This is a genomic window from Sphaerimonospora mesophila (genome assembly GCF_001417795.1).
In the GTDB taxonomy this organism is placed as follows: Bacteria; Actinomycetota; Actinomycetes; order Streptosporangiales; family Streptosporangiaceae; genus Sphaerimonospora; species Sphaerimonospora mesophila.
In genome coordinates this window covers 180905-197910 of record NZ_BCBX01000040.1, presented here as the reverse complement: position 1 = coordinate 197910, position 17006 = coordinate 180905, and the positions used below count along the sequence as shown (strand labels likewise).

18 protein-coding genes are annotated in these 17006 nt (G+C 69.6%); 10 read left to right on the top strand and 8 right to left on the bottom strand.

Translation table 11 applies throughout. The annotated features are described in order from the left end of the window. Positions 1–348: 348 nt before the first annotated feature. The 4 genes from AP234_RS22340 (at position 349) to AP234_RS22325 (ending at position 5749) form a co-directional block, all read left to right on the top strand. Positions 349–2652: a polyribonucleotide nucleotidyltransferase gene (locus AP234_RS22340; protein ID WP_055481645.1), complete on the top strand. Its 2304-nt coding sequence runs from the start codon at positions 349–351 to the stop codon at positions 2650–2652. Next, complete coding sequence (locus AP234_RS22335; RefSeq protein WP_055481644.1) at positions 2649–3968, top strand: M16 family metallopeptidase; 1320 nt, start codon at positions 2649–2651, stop codon at positions 3966–3968. Before AP234_RS22340 ends, AP234_RS22335 begins: the two co-directional genes overlap by 4 nt. 131 nt (positions 3969–4099) lie before the next feature. After that, the gene (gene dapB / locus AP234_RS22330; protein WP_055481643.1) at positions 4100–4837 is read left to right on the top strand and encodes a 4-hydroxy-tetrahydrodipicolinate reductase; all 738 of its coding nucleotides are present in this window, start codon (positions 4100–4102) and stop codon (positions 4835–4837) included. 363 nt (positions 4838–5200) lie between these two features. Further along, a complete protein-coding gene (locus AP234_RS22325) occupies positions 5201–5749 on the top strand; it encodes a hypothetical protein (protein WP_055481642.1) in 549 nt (182 codons plus the stop codon). Positions 5750–5812: 63 nt separating this feature from the next. Here the strand turns inward: AP234_RS22325 and AP234_RS22320 are convergent, their stop codons facing one another. From AP234_RS22320 to AP234_RS22305, 4 genes are all read right to left on the bottom strand, one after another. Then, on the bottom strand, positions 5813–6682 hold the full coding sequence (locus AP234_RS22320; protein ID WP_055481641.1) for a 1,4-dihydroxy-2-naphthoate polyprenyltransferase: 870 nt from the start codon (positions 6680–6682) through the stop codon (positions 5813–5815). Positions 6683–6859: 177 nt separating this feature from the next. Beyond that, on the bottom strand, positions 6860–7462 hold the full coding sequence (locus AP234_RS22315; RefSeq protein ID WP_055481640.1) for a GNAT family N-acetyltransferase: 603 nt from the start codon (positions 7460–7462) through the stop codon (positions 6860–6862). A 38-nt stretch (positions 7463–7500) separates the two neighbouring features. Next, the gene (locus AP234_RS22310) at positions 7501–8046 is read right to left on the bottom strand and encodes a CGNR zinc finger domain-containing protein (RefSeq protein ID WP_055481639.1); all 546 of its coding nucleotides are present in this window, start codon (positions 8044–8046) and stop codon (positions 7501–7503) included. Positions 8047–8139: 93 nt separating this feature from the next. Continuing rightward, positions 8140–9537 carry a PLP-dependent aminotransferase family protein gene (locus AP234_RS22305; protein WP_055481638.1) on the bottom strand — a complete coding sequence of 466 codons (1398 nt, stop codon included), beginning with the start codon at positions 9535–9537 and terminating at the stop codon, positions 8140–8142. On the opposite strand from AP234_RS22305, the gene AP234_RS22300 reads away from it, so the two are divergent. The 5 genes from AP234_RS22300 to AP234_RS22280 all read left to right on the top strand — a co-directional run bounded on the left by AP234_RS22300 (position 9536) and on the right by AP234_RS22280 (position 13698). Then, positions 9536–10492 carry a DMT family transporter gene (locus tag AP234_RS22300; RefSeq protein ID WP_083502331.1) on the top strand — a complete coding sequence of 319 codons (957 nt, stop codon included), beginning with the start codon at positions 9536–9538 and terminating at the stop codon, positions 10490–10492. The two genes, AP234_RS22305 and AP234_RS22300, sit on opposite strands and share 2 nt — an antisense overlap. Positions 10493–10586: 94 nt before the next feature. Beyond that, positions 10587–11072, top strand: coding sequence for a MarR family winged helix-turn-helix transcriptional regulator (locus tag AP234_RS22295; RefSeq protein ID WP_055481637.1), 486 nt, complete (start codon positions 10587–10589; stop codon positions 11070–11072). A 109-nt stretch (positions 11073–11181) separates the two neighbouring features. Further along, complete coding sequence (locus AP234_RS22290) at positions 11182–12618, top strand: MFS transporter (RefSeq protein ID WP_055481636.1); 1437 nt, start codon at positions 11182–11184, stop codon at positions 12616–12618. Positions 12619–12933: 315 nt separating this feature from the next. Further along, entirely contained in the window at positions 12934–13143 is a 210-nt protein-coding gene (locus AP234_RS22285) for a hypothetical protein (protein WP_055481635.1), read from the top strand. Positions 13144–13326: 183 nt separating this feature from the next. Next, on the top strand, positions 13327–13698 hold the full coding sequence (locus tag AP234_RS22280) for a ClpX C4-type zinc finger protein (RefSeq protein ID WP_055481634.1): 372 nt from the start codon (positions 13327–13329) through the stop codon (positions 13696–13698). Positions 13699–13706: 8 nt separating this feature from the next. Here AP234_RS22280 and AP234_RS22275 read toward each other — a convergent pair whose 3' ends face one another. The 4 genes from AP234_RS22275 to AP234_RS22260 form a co-directional block, all read right to left on the bottom strand. Next, positions 13707–14198: a GntR family transcriptional regulator gene (locus AP234_RS22275; RefSeq protein ID WP_055481718.1), complete on the bottom strand. Its 492-nt coding sequence runs from the start codon at positions 14196–14198 to the stop codon at positions 13707–13709. 71 nt (positions 14199–14269) lie between these two features. After that, the gene (locus tag AP234_RS22270; protein WP_055481633.1) at positions 14270–14749 is read right to left on the bottom strand and encodes a GntR family transcriptional regulator; all 480 of its coding nucleotides are present in this window, start codon (positions 14747–14749) and stop codon (positions 14270–14272) included. Positions 14750–14868: 119 nt separating this feature from the next. Beyond that, on the bottom strand, positions 14869–15528 hold the full coding sequence (locus tag AP234_RS22265) for a JAB domain-containing protein (protein ID WP_055481632.1): 660 nt from the start codon (positions 15526–15528) through the stop codon (positions 14869–14871). A gap of 52 nt (positions 15529–15580) precedes the next feature. Next, positions 15581–16318 (bottom strand): GntR family transcriptional regulator, encoded by a 738-nt coding sequence (locus AP234_RS22260; RefSeq protein ID WP_055481631.1) that lies wholly within the window; start codon positions 16316–16318, stop codon positions 15581–15583. A gap of 184 nt (positions 16319–16502) precedes the next feature. Between AP234_RS22260 and AP234_RS22255 the strand changes: the two genes are divergently transcribed. Beyond that, a complete protein-coding gene (locus tag AP234_RS22255; RefSeq protein ID WP_235558320.1) occupies positions 16503–16757 on the top strand; it encodes a hypothetical protein in 255 nt (84 codons plus the stop codon). The last annotated feature ends 249 nt before the right edge of the window (positions 16758–17006 follow it).

The following is a 17006-nucleotide window of genomic DNA, read 5'->3' as shown; positions in this document are numbered from 1 at the left end:
CTCATGGCGGGCCACAATGGGTCCGGCAGGACGATCGCCCGCGCGAGCGGCCACAGCGAGAGGCCGGATTGAACGCCGCGCGCGGCGGAACATGTGGAATAACTGAATAGCCGAGGGGACGGCAGGCCGGGCCGGCCTGCCCCACCCGACAGACAAGCCCCGCGTCCGAACGCAAGCCGCATGCATGATCCCGCGGCGTGAGAGGGCCGGTCCTCGGTAGTGGCCCCCGGTCGGTACGGCACAGCCGTACGGAAGGAACCGGGCGCTTCGATCGAAGACCGGCACTGCACCTGAACGGGGAGCCCGGCATAAAAGGACGTGGGAGACCGACGAACAAGGAGGTCCCCCGTGGAGGGTGTCCACAGCACGGAAGCCGTTGTCGACAACGGCTCATTCGGCACACGTACGATCCGGTTCGAGACCGGGCGCCTCGCCCGGCAGGCGGCCGGCAGCGCGGTGGCGTACCTGGACGACGAGACGATGGTCCTGTCCGCCACCACCGCGTCGAAGCATCCCAAGGAGAGCCTGGACTTCTTCCCGCTCACCGTCGACGTGGAGGAGCGGATGTACGCGGCGGGCCGGATCCCCGGCTCGTTCTTCCGGCGTGAGGGCAGGCCGTCCGAGGACGCGATCCTCACCTGCCGCCTGATCGACCGGCCGCTGCGCCCGTCCTTCGTCAAGGGCCTGCGCAACGAGATCCAGATCGTGGCGACGGTGATGGCGCTGCACCCGGATCACCTGTACGACGTCGTCGCGATCAACGCGGCGAGCATGTCGACCCAGCTCGCCGGGCTGCCGTTCTCCGGCCCGATCGGCGGTGTCCGAGTCGCGCTGATCCAGGGACAGTGGGTGGCGTTCCCGACCCACGAGGAACTGGCGGGCGCGACCTTCGACATGGTGGTCGCCGGTCGCGTCCTGGCGGACGGCGATGTGGCGATCATGATGGTCGAGGCGGAGTCCACCCGTGACACGCTGAAGCTGGTCGCCGAGGGCGCCGTCGCGCCCAATGAGGAGGTCGTGGCCCAGGGCCTGGAGGCCGCCAAGCCCTTCATCAAGGTGCTGTGCGAGGCGCAGTCCAAGCTGGCCGAGGTCGCCGGCAAGGAGACCGCCGAGTACCCGATCTTCCTGGACTACCAGGAGGACGCACTCGAGGCCGTCACCGCCGCGGTGCGCAGCGAGCTCGCCTCGGCGCTGACCATCGCGGGCAAGCAGGAGCGCGAGCTCGAGATCGAGCGGGTCAAGGCCCTCGCCGCCGAGAAGCTGCTGCCCGACTTCGAGGGGCGCGAGAAGGAACTCGCCGCGGCCTTCCGCTCGCTGACCAAGAGCCTCATGCGCGAGCGGGTGCTCAAGGAGGGCATCCGGATCGACGGACGTGGTTCCAAGGACATCCGGCAGCTCAGCGCCGAGGTCCACGTGGTGCCGCGGGTGCACGGCTCGGCCCTGTTCGAGCGCGGCGAGACGCAGATCCTCGGCATCACCACGCTGAACATGCTGCGCATGGAGCAGATGATCGACACGCTCAATCCCGAGCGGACCAAGCGTTACATGCACAACTACAACTTCCCGCCGTACTCCACGGGAGAGACCGGCCGGGTCGGCTCGCCGAAGCGGCGCGAGATCGGCCACGGCGCGCTGGCCGAGCGCGCGCTGCTGCCGGTGCTGCCTTCGCGTGAGGAGTTCCCGTACGCCATCCGGCAGGTGTCCGAGGCGCTCGGGTCCAACGGTTCGACCTCGATGGGGTCGGTCTGCGCCTCCACCATGGCACTGCTCGACGCCGGTGTGCCGCTCAAGGAGATGGTGGCCGGCATCGCCATGGGCCTCATCGGCGAGGGCGACCAGTACGTGACGCTCACCGACATCCTCGGTGCCGAGGACGCCATGGGCGACATGGACTTCAAGGTCGCGGGCACGAAGGACCTGATCACCGCGCTGCAGCTCGACACCAAGCTCGACGGCATCCCGGCCCACGTGCTCGCCGCCGCGCTGAAGCAGGCGAGGGGCGCGCGCCTGGCGATCCTCGACGTGATGCAGGAGGCCATCGACGCTCCGGCGGAGATGAACCCGACCGCGCCGCGGATCATCACGATCAAGGTGCCGGTCGACAAGATCGGCGAGGTCATCGGCCCGAAGGGCAAGATGATCAACCAGATCCAGGACGACACCGGCGCCGAGATCACGATCGAGGACGACGGGACGATCTACATTGGGGCCACGGACGGACCCTCCGCAGAGGCGGCCCGGTCGCTGATCAACGGCATAGCGAACCCGCACATGCCGGAGGTCGGCGAGCGCTACCTGGGCACGGTCGTGAAGATCGCGGCCTTCGGGGCGTTCGTGTCGCTGCTGCCCGGCAAGGACGGTCTGCTGCACGTCTCCCAGATCCGCAAGCTGCACGGCGGCAGGCGGATCGAGAACGTCGAGGACGTCCTGAACGTCGGCGAGAAGATCCAGGTGGAGATCGCCGAGATCGACTCCCGGGGCAAGCTCTCCCTGGTGCCGGTCGAGGTCGTCGAGAAGGAGGCCGCGGAGCGGGCCGCCGCCGGGAACGGCGAGGACGCCGGCGACGAGGAGGCCGCGGCGCCGCAGGAGGAGCAGCGGACGCCGCGCCGCCGCAGCCGTACCCGCGCCGGACGGGACGACCGCAACTCGTGACGACCACAACTCTCTATCCAGGCAAGGACGGAGTGGGGGTCATCCGCCGCACCGTCCTGCCCGGTGGGCTCCGCGTGGTGACCGAGACGATGCCGACCGTCCGCAGTGTCGCGGTCGGCATGTGGGTCGGCATCGGGTCACGGGACGAGGCCCCCGAGCACATGGGGGCCACCCACTTCCTGGAGCACCTGCTGTTCAAGGGCACCCCCACGCGGGACGCCATGGAGATCTCCGCGTCCATCGAGGGCATCGGCGGTGAGATCAACGCCTTCACGGCCAAGGAGTACACCTGCTACTACGCCAGGGTGCTCGACGAGGATCTCCCGTTGGCGATCGACGTGCTCGCCGACGTGGTCACCTCCTCCCTGATCACCGCCGAGGACGTGGAGTCCGAGCGCGGCGTGATCCTGGAGGAGATCGCCATGCACGACGACGATCCGTCCGACGTGGTACACGAGCAGTTCTCGGCCGAGCTGTACGGCGACACGCCGATCGGGCGGCCGATCCTCGGCAACGAGGAATCGATCAACGCGCTCACCCGCGACCGCATCCACGAGTACTACCAGCGCTACTACCTGCCGCCACGGACCGTGGTCTCGGTCGCGGGCAACGTGAACCACGAGCGGGTGGTGGAACTGGTGGCGGCCGCCTACGAGCGCGCGGGCGCGTTGAACGGCGCGACGGGCGGGGCGCCGCCGGCGCCGCCACGCGTCGGCGGCCCGGGGGTGGAGTCGCGCTCCGGCGTCCGGGTGATCCACCGCCCGACGGAGCAGGCCAACCTGGTGCTCGGCACCACCGGCGTCTCCCGGACCGACGATCGCAGGTTCGCCCTGGGCGTGCTGAACGCCGCCCTGGGCGGCGGGATGTCGTCGCGACTGTTCCAGGAGATCAGGGAGAAGCGCGGCCTCGCCTACAGCGTGTACAGCTTCACGGCGCAGTACGCCGACACCGGTCAGTTCGGCGTCTACGTCGGCTGCCTGCCGTCCAAGATCGACGATGTGCTGAAGATCTGCCGGGACGAGGTGGCCAGGGTGGTGGCCGAGGGCATCTCGGAAGAGGAGATCACCCGGGGCAAGGGCCAGATGCGCGGCGGGCTCGTGCTCGGGCTGGAGGACACCGGCTCGCGCATGTCCCGCATCGGCAAGAGCGAGCTCGTGTACGAGGAGCTCATGTCGGTGGACGAGGTGCTCGCCCGGATCGAGGCCGTGACCGCACGGGACATCGCCGACGTCGCCCGTGACGTGCTCAACCGTCCGCTCACCCTCTCCGTGATCGGGCCGTACGAAGGCAAGGACTTCGGCTTCGCGATCGCCTGAGCGGACCGGGTCCACAGGGGCCGCGCGGGTCAGACCCGCGCGGCCCTGCTCGTCTCGCACCCGTTTCCTGCGTGGAAGGCCGGCCGCGCCCTGCGGCCGTCCCGCCCGGCCGGGGCTATAGCCTTGGGCGCGTGATAAAGGTCGGTGTTCTGGGTGCCCGCGGGCGCGTCGGGGTGGAAGTCTGCAAGGCCGTGCACGCGGCCGATGATCTGGAGTTGGTGGCGGCCGTCGACAAGGACGACCCGCTGGAGTCGCTGACGAAGGCCGAGGTGGTGGTCGACTTCACCCACCCCGACGTCGTGATGGGAAACCTGCGGTGGTGCATCGACCACGGCATCCACACCGTCGTGGGCACCACCGGCTTCGACGCGGAACGGTTGGACCAGGTGCGCGGATGGCTCGCCGCCAACCCCGGGACCAACTCGCTGATCGCGCCCAACTTCGGGATCGCGGCGGTGCTGATGATGCACTTCGCGCGGCAGGCGGCGAAGTACTTCGAGTCCGTCGAGATCGTGGAGCTCCACCACCCCAACAAGGCCGACGCCCCCTCGGGCACGGCTCGCCGTACCGCCGAGCTGGTGGCCCAGGCCCGCCGGGAAGCAGGCCTCGGGTCGTGTCCCGATGCCACCACCTCTCAGCTCGACGGCGCCCGCGGCGCGAGCGTCGACGGCGTTCACGTGCACGCCGTACGGCTGGCCGGCCTGATCGCTCATCAGGAGGTCATCCTCGGCGGCGAGGGGGAGATCCTCACCATCCGGCACGACACCATGAACCGCGCGTCCTTCACGCCCGGGGTCCTGCTGGGTGTACGCCGCGTGCGGGAACTCGACGGTCTCACCGTGGGGCTGGAGCGGCTTCTCGACCTGTAGGCCGCCCGTGAGCCCGTGGGGAGACGCTCTTCCGGGGGCCGGAGATCCAGCGGGCCGGTTCGGTCGGCTTCGACCGACTTCACCGGCTTCGCCGGCTTCAACGGGTGCCCTTTCCATCGTCAATCGGTCGTCTCCGGCGTTTCCGCTGCCATATTCGCAGATCAGGCGAGGGAACGCGGTTCCGGGAGGGCTGGTCGGACTCCCAGGTCCATAAACGTCATCCACCGGGTTGAAGTCCGTCCACAGAACCGTTTTCCGTGGCCCGCGGCCCTCCTCGTTTCCGGCAGGGTTGACGCGGACCGCCGCCCCGGCGGTCCGCGAGACGACGACCACCTGGAGAAAGGCATGGCTACCATGGCCCCCATGGACTTCGAGGAGCGCATCACCGGGCTCGAGATCGACGTGCAGTCGATCAAGATCCTGGTCGGCGCCGTCGACAACAAAGTCGAGCGTGTACGGCTGGACCTGCAGCACGCTCAGGGCGCCAACGTGCGCATGATGCAGGCGCTACGCGACGACATCGTGGACTTCCGCACGAGCGTGGACACTCGCTTCGACAAGGTGGACTCCCGCTTCGGTGAGGTGAATGCTCAGTTCGCCGGGGTGAATGCCCGGTTGGACAAGGTGGACTCCCGGTTCGACAAGGTGGACGCCCGGTTCGACGAGGTGGATGCGCGGTTCGCTGAGGTGGATGCTCAGTTCGCCGCGGTGAATGCCCGGTTCGACGAGGTGGATGCGCGGTTCGCTGAGGTGGATGCTCAGTTCGCCGCGGTGAACGCCCGGTTCGAGGCGGTCGACGTTCGGTTCGATGCTGTTGATCGGCGTCTGGACGCGATCGACGGCCGGTTCGACGAGGTGATGGTGCTCCTCAAGCAACTGGTGTCGGGATCCGCCGGGACGGTGCGAGGCTGACGATCGCCTGCGGTACGGCTGCCGGTAGAGGGGAGGGGCGGCAGCCGTACCGGTGGGCAGAGCTCAGAGGGCCAGACCGAGTGTGAAAAGGGCGCCGAAGGCGAGCTGCAGGCGCCCGGTCTGCTGGAGTGTGGCGATGAGGGCCGGCCCGGTCGCCCCTGACCTGACCGTTCTCACCGGCTCCACCAGGAGCGGGAGCGCGATCAGGGCGAGCGCGGCGAACGGCCGTGCCGGCACCAGGGCGAGGGCGATCGCGAACGGAAGGACCAGGCCCGCCGTGTAGAGCAGTCGAGTGCGGGTGTCGCCCAACACGACGGCGAGGGTCCGCTTCCCCGACGTCTCGTCGGTCGAGATGTCCCGGAGGTTGTTCACCACGAGGAGCGCGCAGGCCAGGAGCCCGACAGGAACGGCGGCGGCCAACGACAGCCAGCTCAGGCGCTCGACCTGGACGTACGTCGTTCCGGTCACCGCGACGAGGCCGAAGAACACGAAGACCGAGATCTCGCCGAGGGCGCGGTAGCCGTACGGGCGTGAGCCGCCGGTGTAGAACCAGGCGGCTGCGATCGCGGCCACGCCGACCAGCAGTAACCACCATGCTCCCGTCGCGAGCACGAGTGCGAGGCCGGCGACGGCGGCCGTGAGGAAGCACAGGAGAGAGGCGGTGAGCACCGCCTTGGGCGTGGCCGCGCCGGAGCCGACGAGACGCATCGGGCCGACCCGATCGGCGTCTGTGCCGCGGATGCCGTCGCTGTAGTCATTGGCGTAGTTCACCCCGACCTGCAGGGCCAGCGCGACGAGCAACGCCACCGCTGCCCGCCACCAGACCGCGGCGCCTTCGGCGAGCGCCGTGCCGGTGCCGACGGCGACCGGGACGACGGCGGCGGGCAGCGTCCGGGGGCGTGCGCCCGCTAACCACTGAGCTGGGGTGGCCACTTGTCTCCCTTTTCTTACCCGAATGCCATGCGATGAGGCCACACAAGTCTGGCCAACCCCTGTGCGCGCGTCCACGGCGGGGGTCCGGATCGGCGAGATGAGGCGAAGGTCAGCGGAGGTGATGCGGAACTCTCCGAAGGAGAGTCCGGATGGATGTGGGGACAGACTTTGGCGATGTCAGCGGATGTCGGTGCTGAGGCGGACCATCCGGATGGGGCGGCCCATGTCGAGCACCCGCTCGGCCTCGTCCTCGCCCCACCCCGCCGACTCCAGGAAGCCGAGCATCGGGTGGTTGTCGGCGAACACCCACGTCACGACCGTGTCGTAGCCGTCCTCCCGCAGGAAGTCCGCCGTCGCGTTGAGCAGGCGGCTGCCGTGGCCACGCCGGATGTGGTTGGGGTCGATGAGCAGCGTCAGCAACTCGGCCGTCGTGCCCGGAGGCAGATCCGGATCCTCGGCCGGTCCGTGCGAGGCGAGGCCGACGACTCGGTCGGACGCCCGCTGGGCCGCCGTGGCCAGGACCCCGCCGGGCCCGAGGGCGGCGAAGGCGTCCGTGTCCGGCACCACGCGCTCGACCGCGACCAGCACCCGGTGCCGTGGGGTGGGCGGCGACAGGATCGCCTCGTCCCACTGGCGGCGCCACATCTTCTCCGCCGCCGGCCCGGTCATCTGCTCAAGTGGGCCCGGAGGCAGGAAGTCGCGATAGGCGCACTTCCACGCCCGGATCTGGGTGCTCGTCACCGCGTCGACGTCCTCGAGACGGGCAGGTCGTACACCCATTCAGCCGGCTCCTTTCTTTACCTGTAACACCGTACTGGTCAGGACGGCCTGGGCGAACCTTCCACCCGGCGTCGTGCCCGATATGCCCTCGTTTTGGTGCGGTTTCCGCAAACCCGCATCGAGCACCAGGAACGCGACCGGTTCTTGGACGAGTCGATGAACGCCCACTGACAGGTGCTCTGCGCGCACACCTTGAGCCGCCGCCACGTCCCCTCGGCGTGGGCCGCCGGGATCGACGCCGCGATCCGCGCGAGTCCTCCCGCCACCCCGGTCCGCGTCGGCCGCAGGCCGGGCGTTCCCCCGGCCACGGTGACCCGTACCGGCAACGCCGCCAGCGCCGCGTCCAGGTCCTCGGGGAGGCCGTACGGCCCGGCGTCGTGGTGGTGCCGCAGCACGCGCCGCAGCCCTTCCCGTAGCCGGGTCGCCATGACCAGGTCCTCGTCGACCGCGCGGTCTCCGTCTTCGATCAGTCCTCGTTCGCGCAGCCACATGGACAGCTCGGCAGGGGACGCCAGCTCGTCGGCGTCGTCCTCGACGTCGTAGGTGTTCACGAAGTCGCGGAGCAGCTCCGCCGGGCCAGCCACGGTCGATCACCCCTGGTGACCACTGTACGGCAGTCGGCGGAGTCGAATAATCGAGGCCTTCGCCGGGGCGCCCCGGGAGCGGGGCGTTAGGTCTCACCCCCCGACGAGGACGGGCGCGAGGCGGCGGATGCCCTCGTCGAGCTCGGCGAGGCTCGCGGCGGCGGTGTGCGTCAGCCGCAGGCGGGGGCCGGGCGGTTCGGCAGGGTAGTAGATGTGCCCCGGGCTGACCAGCACTCCGCCCCGCCGCGCGCTCTCGACCACCGCCGCCTCGTCGGCACCGGCCGGGAGACGTACCCAGACGTGCAGGCCGCCGGACGGGACGAGATGGACGGTCGCCTCGGGGGCGTGCCGGGCCAGGCCGGTGAGAAGGGCCGTCTGACGGATCGTGATCTCCTGCCGGACCATGCGGACATGCCGCCGCCAGGCGGGCGAGCCCACCAACTCCAGCGCCGTCTCCTGGAGCGGCCGGGAGACGAAGAACGATTCCACCAGCTGGCTCGCGCGCAGCCGCCGCGCCGCCGGACCGCGGGCGATCAGCCCCGCCACCCGCAGGCTGGGTGAGGAGATCTTGCTCAGCGACAGGATGTGGACGACCGTGCCATGGGCGTCCAGCGAGACCATCGGGGGCGGGATCGGGCCGGTGGTCAGATATCTGGCGTAGTCGTCCTCGATCACGAACGCGCCCGCCGCCCTCGCCACGGCCAGGACCTGTTCCCGGCGCTCCAGGCTCAGCGTCGCCCCCGTCGGGTTGTGCAGGGTCGGCTGGCAGTAGAAGACGCGGCTTCCGGTGACGGCGAAGGCCTCTGCGAGCAGGTCGGGTCGCACCCCGTCCTGGTCCATGGGTACGGCCGTCGCCCGCAGCCCCGCCACCCGGGCCGCCGCGAGCGCCCCGGGGTAGGTGGGGGTCTCCGTCAGCACCGGCGCGCCCGTGGCCGCGAGCGCCCGGAACGCGTGCGCCAACGCGGACTGGCCGCCGCTGACCACGAGCACGTCATCCTGCGTCACCGCGCCGCCCGCCGTGCCGGCGAACCACTGTCTGAGACCGGCCAGGCCGTTCAGCGGCGGTGTCTCCCAGGCTTCGGCACGTCGTACGGCCCGCGCGGCGGCGACGGTGAGCGCCCGGACCGGCCGCAGTTCCGGGTTGAGGTAGCCGCCGGTCAGCGGGATGACCCCGTCGGGAGGACGAGCGAGCAGGGTCGCCACGGCGTCGTCGTCCACGACGCGATCTCCGAGGGCGACGGTCTGCCAGGAGTGATCGGGAGTCTCGGCCGCGGGGCGGCGGGCGGGGGCGACGAACACGCCGCTGCCGGGCCGCGTCACCACCCGGCCTTCGGCGGCGAGCTGCGCGATCGCCCGGGACACCGTGATCGGGCTGACGCCGTGCCGGCGCATGATCTCCCTGCTCGACGGCAACCGGTCGCCCGGCCGGGACCGCTCGGCCTCGTCCCGGAGGATGGTGACCAGACGGACGATACTGCTATCGTCTTTCATGAAAAATGACAATAGCGCTATCCAGCCCACCTCGATAGCGGAGCGCGCCGGCGGGATGCGGCGGCCACCGGGGCGGCCGGACCGGAGGGCGGCATGGCGGGGCAGCCTTCTCGCCGGGGCCGGCGTGATCTCGTTCTCCGGCTCCTTTCCGGCGACGGTCTTCGCGATGCGCGGGTTCGACCCCTACCTGGTCGCGATCGGCCGGGCCGCCGTTGCGGCGGTCCCCGCGATCATCTGTCTGAGGGTCGCAGGCCTGCCGCTGCTCCCTCCCCGGGGACGGCTGGGGCCGTACGTCTTGATCGTGCTCGGCGTGGTGCTCGGGTTTCCGCTGTTCAGCGGACTGGCCCTGGACGGCGGCGCGAGTGCGGCCCACGCCGCCGTCGTCACCGGACTGCTTCCCGCCGCGACGGCGGCCTGCGCCGTGCTGCGGGCGGGGGAGCGGCCCCGGCCGCTCTTCTGGGTCGCCTGCGCGGCGGGGGCGCTGTCCGTCACCGCCTTCACGCTCACCCGGGGCGGCGGTCACTTCGCGATGGCCGACCTGCTCCTGGTGCTCGCGCTGCTGTCGGCGGCCGTCGGTTACACCGAGGGCGGACGGCTGGCCAGGGAGACGCCGGGCTGGCAGGTCATCTCGTACGCCCTGGTGCTGGCGGTGCCGATCACGGTGCCGGTGACGGCCGTGCTCGCGTTGACCACCGAGGCCGAGCCGACCGGGGTGTCGCTCGCCGGGTTCGCGTACGTCGGCCTCGTGTCCATGTTCTTGGGGTTCATCCCGTGGTATGCCGGGCTGGCGATGGGCGGCATCGCCCGCGCCGGGCAGCTCCAGCTCGCGCAGCCGCTGCTCACGCTGGTGTGGGCCCGATGGCTGCTGGGCGAACGGTTCGGTGTGCTCACCATCGCCGCGGCTCTCGCCGTACTCGTGTGCGTGGCGGCGACACAGGCCGGGCGCCACCGGTGACAGGCCCTGTCGCCGGTCTGCCGGGAACCCGGCCTCGGGGAGATTCGGACTTTTGAAGATAATCCAGAACAGGACGAATTGATAGCCTGGGTGCATGACTGCCATGGCGCCCTCACGTGACGAACCCGACCTGTCCTTCCTGCTCGACCACACCGGTCACGTGCTGAGGACGCGGATGGCGGCGGCCCTCGCCGAGATCGGGCTGACGCCGCGCATGCACTGCGTGCTCGTCCACGCCCTGGAGGAGGAGCGTACGCAGATCCAGCTCGCCGAGATCGGCGACATGGACAAGACCACGATGGTCGTCACCATCGATGCCCTGGAACAGGCCGGCCTCGCCGAGCGCCGGCCGTCCAGCACGGACCGGCGGGCCCGGATCGTCGCGGTGACGGAGCAGGGCGCGCAGGTGGCGAAGCGGAGCCAGGAGATCGTCGACGGTGTTCACCGGGCCGTCGTCGAGTCCTTGCCGAAGGAGGAGGCCGAGGTGCTCGTCCGGGCGCTCAGCCGGCTGGTCGCGGGACATCTGGCCACTCCGGCGGAGGCGCCTCAGGTGGTGCGGCGGGCGCGGCAGCGGGTGTGATGTATCCGTAGTAGATGAATCTGTCAGGGATTGTTCCTTAGGGGATCGTCTGTAACGAAACTATCTGCTACGGTCTCTCCTGTTTCCCATGTGAACAGGAGGCGACCCCATGTCGCGTACCGACCCCTCCCCGTCCCGATGGCTCGTGCTGGGGGTGCTGTCCGTCACGATGCTGATGACGGTCCTTGACGGCAGCATCGTCACCGTGGCCATGCCCGCGATCCAGCGAGATCTCGGCTTCGCTCCCGCCGAGCTGAGCTGGACCGTCAACGCCTACTTCATCGCGTACGGCGGCCTGCTCCTGCTGGCCGGTCGGCTGGGCGACCTCCTCGGCCGCCGGAGCATGTTCCTGGCGGGCAACGCCGTCTTCGCCGTCGCGTCACTGCTCGCCGGGGCGGCGACCGGGCCGGGGACGCTGATCGGCGCCCGGTTCCTCCAGGGCGTCGGCAGCGCCATGGCCACGGCGGTCGTGCTCGGCATCCTGGTGACGACCTTCACGGACGCCGGCGAGCGGGCGAAGGCCATCGGCGTCTTCAGCTTCACCGGCGCCGCCGGGGCGGCCCTGGGGCAGGTGCTCGGCGGGGTGCTCACCGACGTGCTGAGCTGGAACTACATCTTCTTCATCAACGTGCCGATCGGAGTGGTCGTGATCGCGCTGGCGGTGCGGGTGCTGCCCGCCCAGCGGGGGATCGGTCTGTCGGCCGGAGCCGACGCCCTCGGCGCTCTGCTGGTCACCGCGGGTCTGATGCTGGGCATCTACGCCGTCGTCAGGATCGAGCGGCACGGCATGGCGTCCCTGGCGTACGGCGCCGTGTCGCTCGCGCTGCTGGCCGCCTTCCTCGTCCGCCAGGCGGCCGCCCGGACCCCGCTCATGCCGCTGCGCGTCCTCCGGTCGCGTCACGTCGCCGGGGCCAACCTGGTGCAGGTTCTGACGCTCGGTGCGATGTTCGCCTTCCAGGTCGTCGTCGCGCTCTTCATGCAGCGGGTGCTCGGGTACGGCGCACTCGACACCGGTCTGGCCATGCTCCCGGCGGCGCTGTCCATCGCGGGAATGTCGTTGTTCGTCTCCCCGCGGCTGATCACGCGCTTCGGCGCGCGAGCCGTACTGCTGGGCGGCCTGACGCTCCTCGCCGGCGCGATGGCCTGGCTCACCCGCGTTCCCGTCGACGCCCGCTACGCGACGGACCTGCTCCCCGTGATGGTGCTCGTCATGGGCGGCGGCCTGGTGCTCCCGGCACTGGCCACCCTCGGCATGTCCGAGGCGCGCTCCGACGACGCGGGTCTGGTGTCGGGACTGTTCAACACGACCCAGCAGATCGGCCCCGCCATCGGCGTCGCGGTGCTGTCCGCGCTGGCCGCGTCCCGCACGCAGGAACTGCTGGCGGGCGGAGCCGGTGCGGCGGACGCGCTGACCGGAGGCTACCGCCTGGCCTTCACGGTCTCCCTCGCCCTGCTCGTCGCCGCCTTCGTGACCGCGCTCGCCGTACTGCGCCGGCCCCGGGCCGAGACGGAGCACCCGGCGGCACTCCGGCCCGAGCACGTGTAGCAGGAGACGGGGGCAAGCGCCGGCGGGACGCTCCAAGGGCCAGGCATTCCGCGTGAGCGTTTGTGGATCACCCTGTGACTCCAACGGAAAGCCGCTCGGTTGTCACCTGCCTGCGCGGATGCGGCGTCCTACCGGTGCCATGCGAACTTCCTTCGGAGGCAGCGATGTGCATTCCCGCCTCGGGCCACCTGGGTGCGCGCCCGCCACCCGCGGCGCCGCCCTCGTCCGGCCGGTGAGTGACGGTGCCCGCGCCCCCGCGCGACCCGGCTTCAGTACGGCGACGCGATGTCGCCCGCGTTCCCCCAACACGGAGCCATGGTGGAATCACAGACCGTTCTCGTTCTCGTCGGCCTCTTCTTCGTCCTCTGGTTCGTCTTCGACTACGTCCGCAACCACCTGTCCAGGTGCCCCAAGTGCAAGGGCAGCGGCACGTTGAAAGCCACATGGTGGTCCGGGCGGTACCGGCCTTGCCCCCGCTGTGGACGCAAAGGTGAGGTCTCGCACGTCTTCGGCCCGAAGAACTGAGCCGGGACCGCTGCTCGAGGTCGCGGGTCGCTTCGAAAAGGCCGATTTCCGGGCGGTTCAGCTAATTGTCGGGCTGTTCCTGGCGTCCTGCTGCTGATCCTGATTGTCAGGCTGACCCTGACGGCGTACGCTCGCGATCACGCGTCAGGATCAGCCTGACAAGCGAACCGATCGGAGGGCGACATGCCGGCTCCTTCTCTCGCCGAGCAGGAGATCCACTGCTCTTTCTGCGCCAAGCCCAAGGCGGCCGTGGCCAAGATGATCGCCGGTGCGGGTGTCTACATCTGCAACGAGTGCGTCGGGCTCTGCAACGACGTGCTCAACCTGACCCCGGCGGCCGACACCGATCCCGAGATCTCGTGGCCGGACCGTATGACCGACGAGGAGATCCTCGAGTTCCTGCCCCGTGTCGCGGCCGTGAGCGCACAGGTCGACGCCAACCTGCGGGTCTGGGTCGAGCGGCTGCGCGACCGCGGTGTCACCTGGGCAAGGATCGGCGCGGCTCTCGGTATGACCCGCCAGTCCGCCTGGGAGAGGTTCTCCGATGAGGATTGACTCGATCCTCATGTGGTTTCTGGCCCCGTGGTCGGCCACCGCTCCTTCGGGCTCACATAGGTGCCTCGCTGGGGCACAGTGTAAACCCAGCCCTCCCGACGGAGCAGTGCCGCGACCTGCCGTGCCGTTTCGCGGGCTACGCCGTACTGCTGGACCAGCGTCGTCTCACTTGGTACAGGCCGAAGGGGGCGTAGTTCGCCGCGCAGGATGCGGGCGATGATCTCGTCAGCCATCTGTCGGTAGATGGGCACTTTCCGAGGCGTCCTGGTTGCTTCATCTGGACGGCCCACGAATGCGCCCATGCCCTGGACCGTGTAAACGAGACCTTCCTCACGCAGCACACGGATCGCTCGGCGGGCGGTGGTCCTGGCAACACCGAACTCCAACTGGATCGCTACCTCGCTCGGCATGGGCGCGCCCGCTGGGCGATCTCGCAAACGCATGCGCAGGATCTCGGCAAGCTGCATATAAACAGGCGTGTCACCGTCGTGGTTCAGCATGACCATACGGTAGGCAACGTTCGGCCTCGGCGACCGGGCTCGCGGTCACCTGTGGATAAGCACGGGGAGGGTCAGTCGCTCGGCCAGTTCTCGGGCGGGGACACGTACGTCCCGCGATAGGACACGGTGAAAACCCATCCGCATTCGCGGAGATGGCGCACGGCATTGCGCACGGTGACCTTTGCCGCCCCGTACTGCTGCATCATCGTCTTCTCGCTCGGGATCGCCCGATTCGGCTTGTATTCCTTCCGTTTGATGCGTTCGATGACGTCCTCTGCGATCTCCTGGTAAAGGGGAGTCTTCCGGCGAGCCCGTGGGACTGCCTTGTCTCCGACGAACGTGCCCTCTCCCTGCACCGTGTACACGAGACCCTGCTCGCGTAGCTCGCGTGCGACGCGGCGTGCCGTGGTTCTGGCGATGCCGTACTCCGCCTCAAGCTGGGCCTCGCTGGGCATGGGCTGCCCGGGCGGGAGCGCTCCGCTGCCGATGCGCTCTCGGATGATTTCCGCGATCTGCTTATAGACAGGTACCGGTCCGTCTCGGTCAAGCATATTCGCACCATAGACCAAGGTAGACATCTCTGCATAAAGCAGACACTCGCTAGCATGGGTAGATACGTCTTCTAGACCAGGGGTATCGTGAGCACCTAAGGTAGCCTCGGAGTCCTTTGCTACGGATGAGCGATGCGGCGCCAGGCGGTCTCGGTGACGATCACGTGGTCGAGGAAGTGGAGGCCGACGGTGTCGGCGGCCTCGTAGAGGCGGGCGGTGACCTCGAGGTCGGCATGGCTGGGATCGAGAGAGCCGCTGGGGTGGTTGTGGGCGAGGCCGAACGCGGCCCCGCCTGAGGTGAGGACGGTGGAGATGATGTCGCGAACGGGCGCGGGGGTGTGGTCGCTCCCGCCCTCGCTGACCACGGCACGGCGGATGACCGCGCCGCGCGGGTCGCAGATGACGACGACGAGCCGCTCCCTGGGGTTCCCGTGGAGCATGGGGGCGGCCGCCGCCGCGATGTCCGCCGAGCAGGTGATGCGGACGCGTTCGGGCTCGGCGCGGGCCCGCCGGACGAGGTGGAAGGCCGCGGCGACGCGCGCCGCCTTGGCGGGACCGATGCCCGGCACGGCGAGCAGCCGGTGGGGGTCGGAGCGGGCGAGCTCGCCGAGGTCGCCGCAGTACGCGATGAGCCGGGAGGCGAGCTCGACGGCGCTGACGCCCCTGACGCCCGAGCAGAGCAGCAGGGCGAGCAGCTCCCTGTCGGCGAGTGCCCCCGCGCCGGCCGTCATCAGCCGCTCGCGGGGCCGGTCGGCCAGGGGCAGGTCCTTGACGCGCATCGACACCTCCGGATGGGGAATCCGGAACGGTTCTACCAGCGGGGACCGACAGTCAGGCGTGGACGGGGATTCCGTACGCGAGCTGGAACCGGTCGCCGGGGATCACGATGTCACTGGTCTCCACCGCGCGGTCCCCGGCCCAGATGGTCCGCTCGACGTGCAGGACCTGGACCCCGGCGGGCAGCTCCAGCAGGTCGATCTCGGTCGGCTGGGGCACCCGCACGTGGACGCTCTCGCCGATCTCCGTGACCGGGGTGCCCGCGGCGGCCAGCCGGGAGAGCATGCTCTTGCGCTCTCCCGTGCCCTCTTCGGGCGCCTGGCTCTGGCCAAACTCGAGCAGTTCATAAGACGTGAGGAGCTGCATCGGGCGGCCGTCGCCGCGGAGGACGAAGCTCACCTTGACGACGGGGCCGCAGCCCCCGAGCCGCAGACGTTGTGCGATCTCCTGGGGTGCCTCGACAAGCTCGCTCCGCCAGTTCGACGTCGGCTGCCGGCCGCAGGCCTGCATGTCCATGGTGAACCCGACCTGCGGATCGGCCGTGCGGTCACGCTGCAGGGGGAGCAGCACGGGTTTCTCCCGCACCCGGTGTCCAGACCCCACCCGGCCGATGATCAGGCCCTCCTGGACGAGTACGCGGAGCGCGTGGCGAGCGGCGGTCTCTCCCACGCTGTACTTCCGGGTGATCTGGTGGCGGGACGGGATCGGCGCCCCCGGAGGGAGCGTGCCGTCGATGATCTGGCGGCGGATGTCCTCGACTACGCGCAGGTAGACCGGATCAGAGTTGGCCATGAATCCATTCCCTGAGGGGCTGACGAAAGCTTCCCAATCTTGGCGTATCCGAAGAGCCACTCAGAGTAACGGATACGCCCTGTGACTCCAACTTTGCGCCCAGAAAGGTCGGCGAATGGGCCAATCTCCCGCTAAGACGTCAGGTCCTGAAATTCCGCTTCCGCCGCCATATCACGGCATACATGTGGCCCCGATCCAGATGGGCCACCAGAAGATCAACTGGTTGAAGCCGACCGCCCGCAGCGATCGGGTGCGCGTTCGCGTGCACACCTGTGAATGCAAGGCGACGATCTACGAGCTGTGCCACTCCGGCGGTCTGGTGTTCATCCGCCGCACGATCCGGGGGCCGGAAGGATCGGACGTCCACGAGACCGAACGCCTGATCTCGGTGCGCATGGAAGTCCTCTGGAACAGACTCCTCCTCGGCGAGGCCCGCTGAGCTCCGGTGGCCGGTCCCCGCCCGTCCCAAGGCGTCCAGAAGGGCCGCTCGGGCCGGGGATGCCACCTTCCGCGCGGAATCGGCGAAAAATTTTCGGCAGGCATGTGTAACGCGGGCGTAAGGCCCACCGATTGTTCGGGTAGAGGCCGCTGATGTGTGTACCCCCGAGCACATATCGGCGGCCTCTTTCGCTCCCGGAGCCGTCGACCCGAACGGGCGGCCACAGGTGATCAACGGAGTGACCGGCGA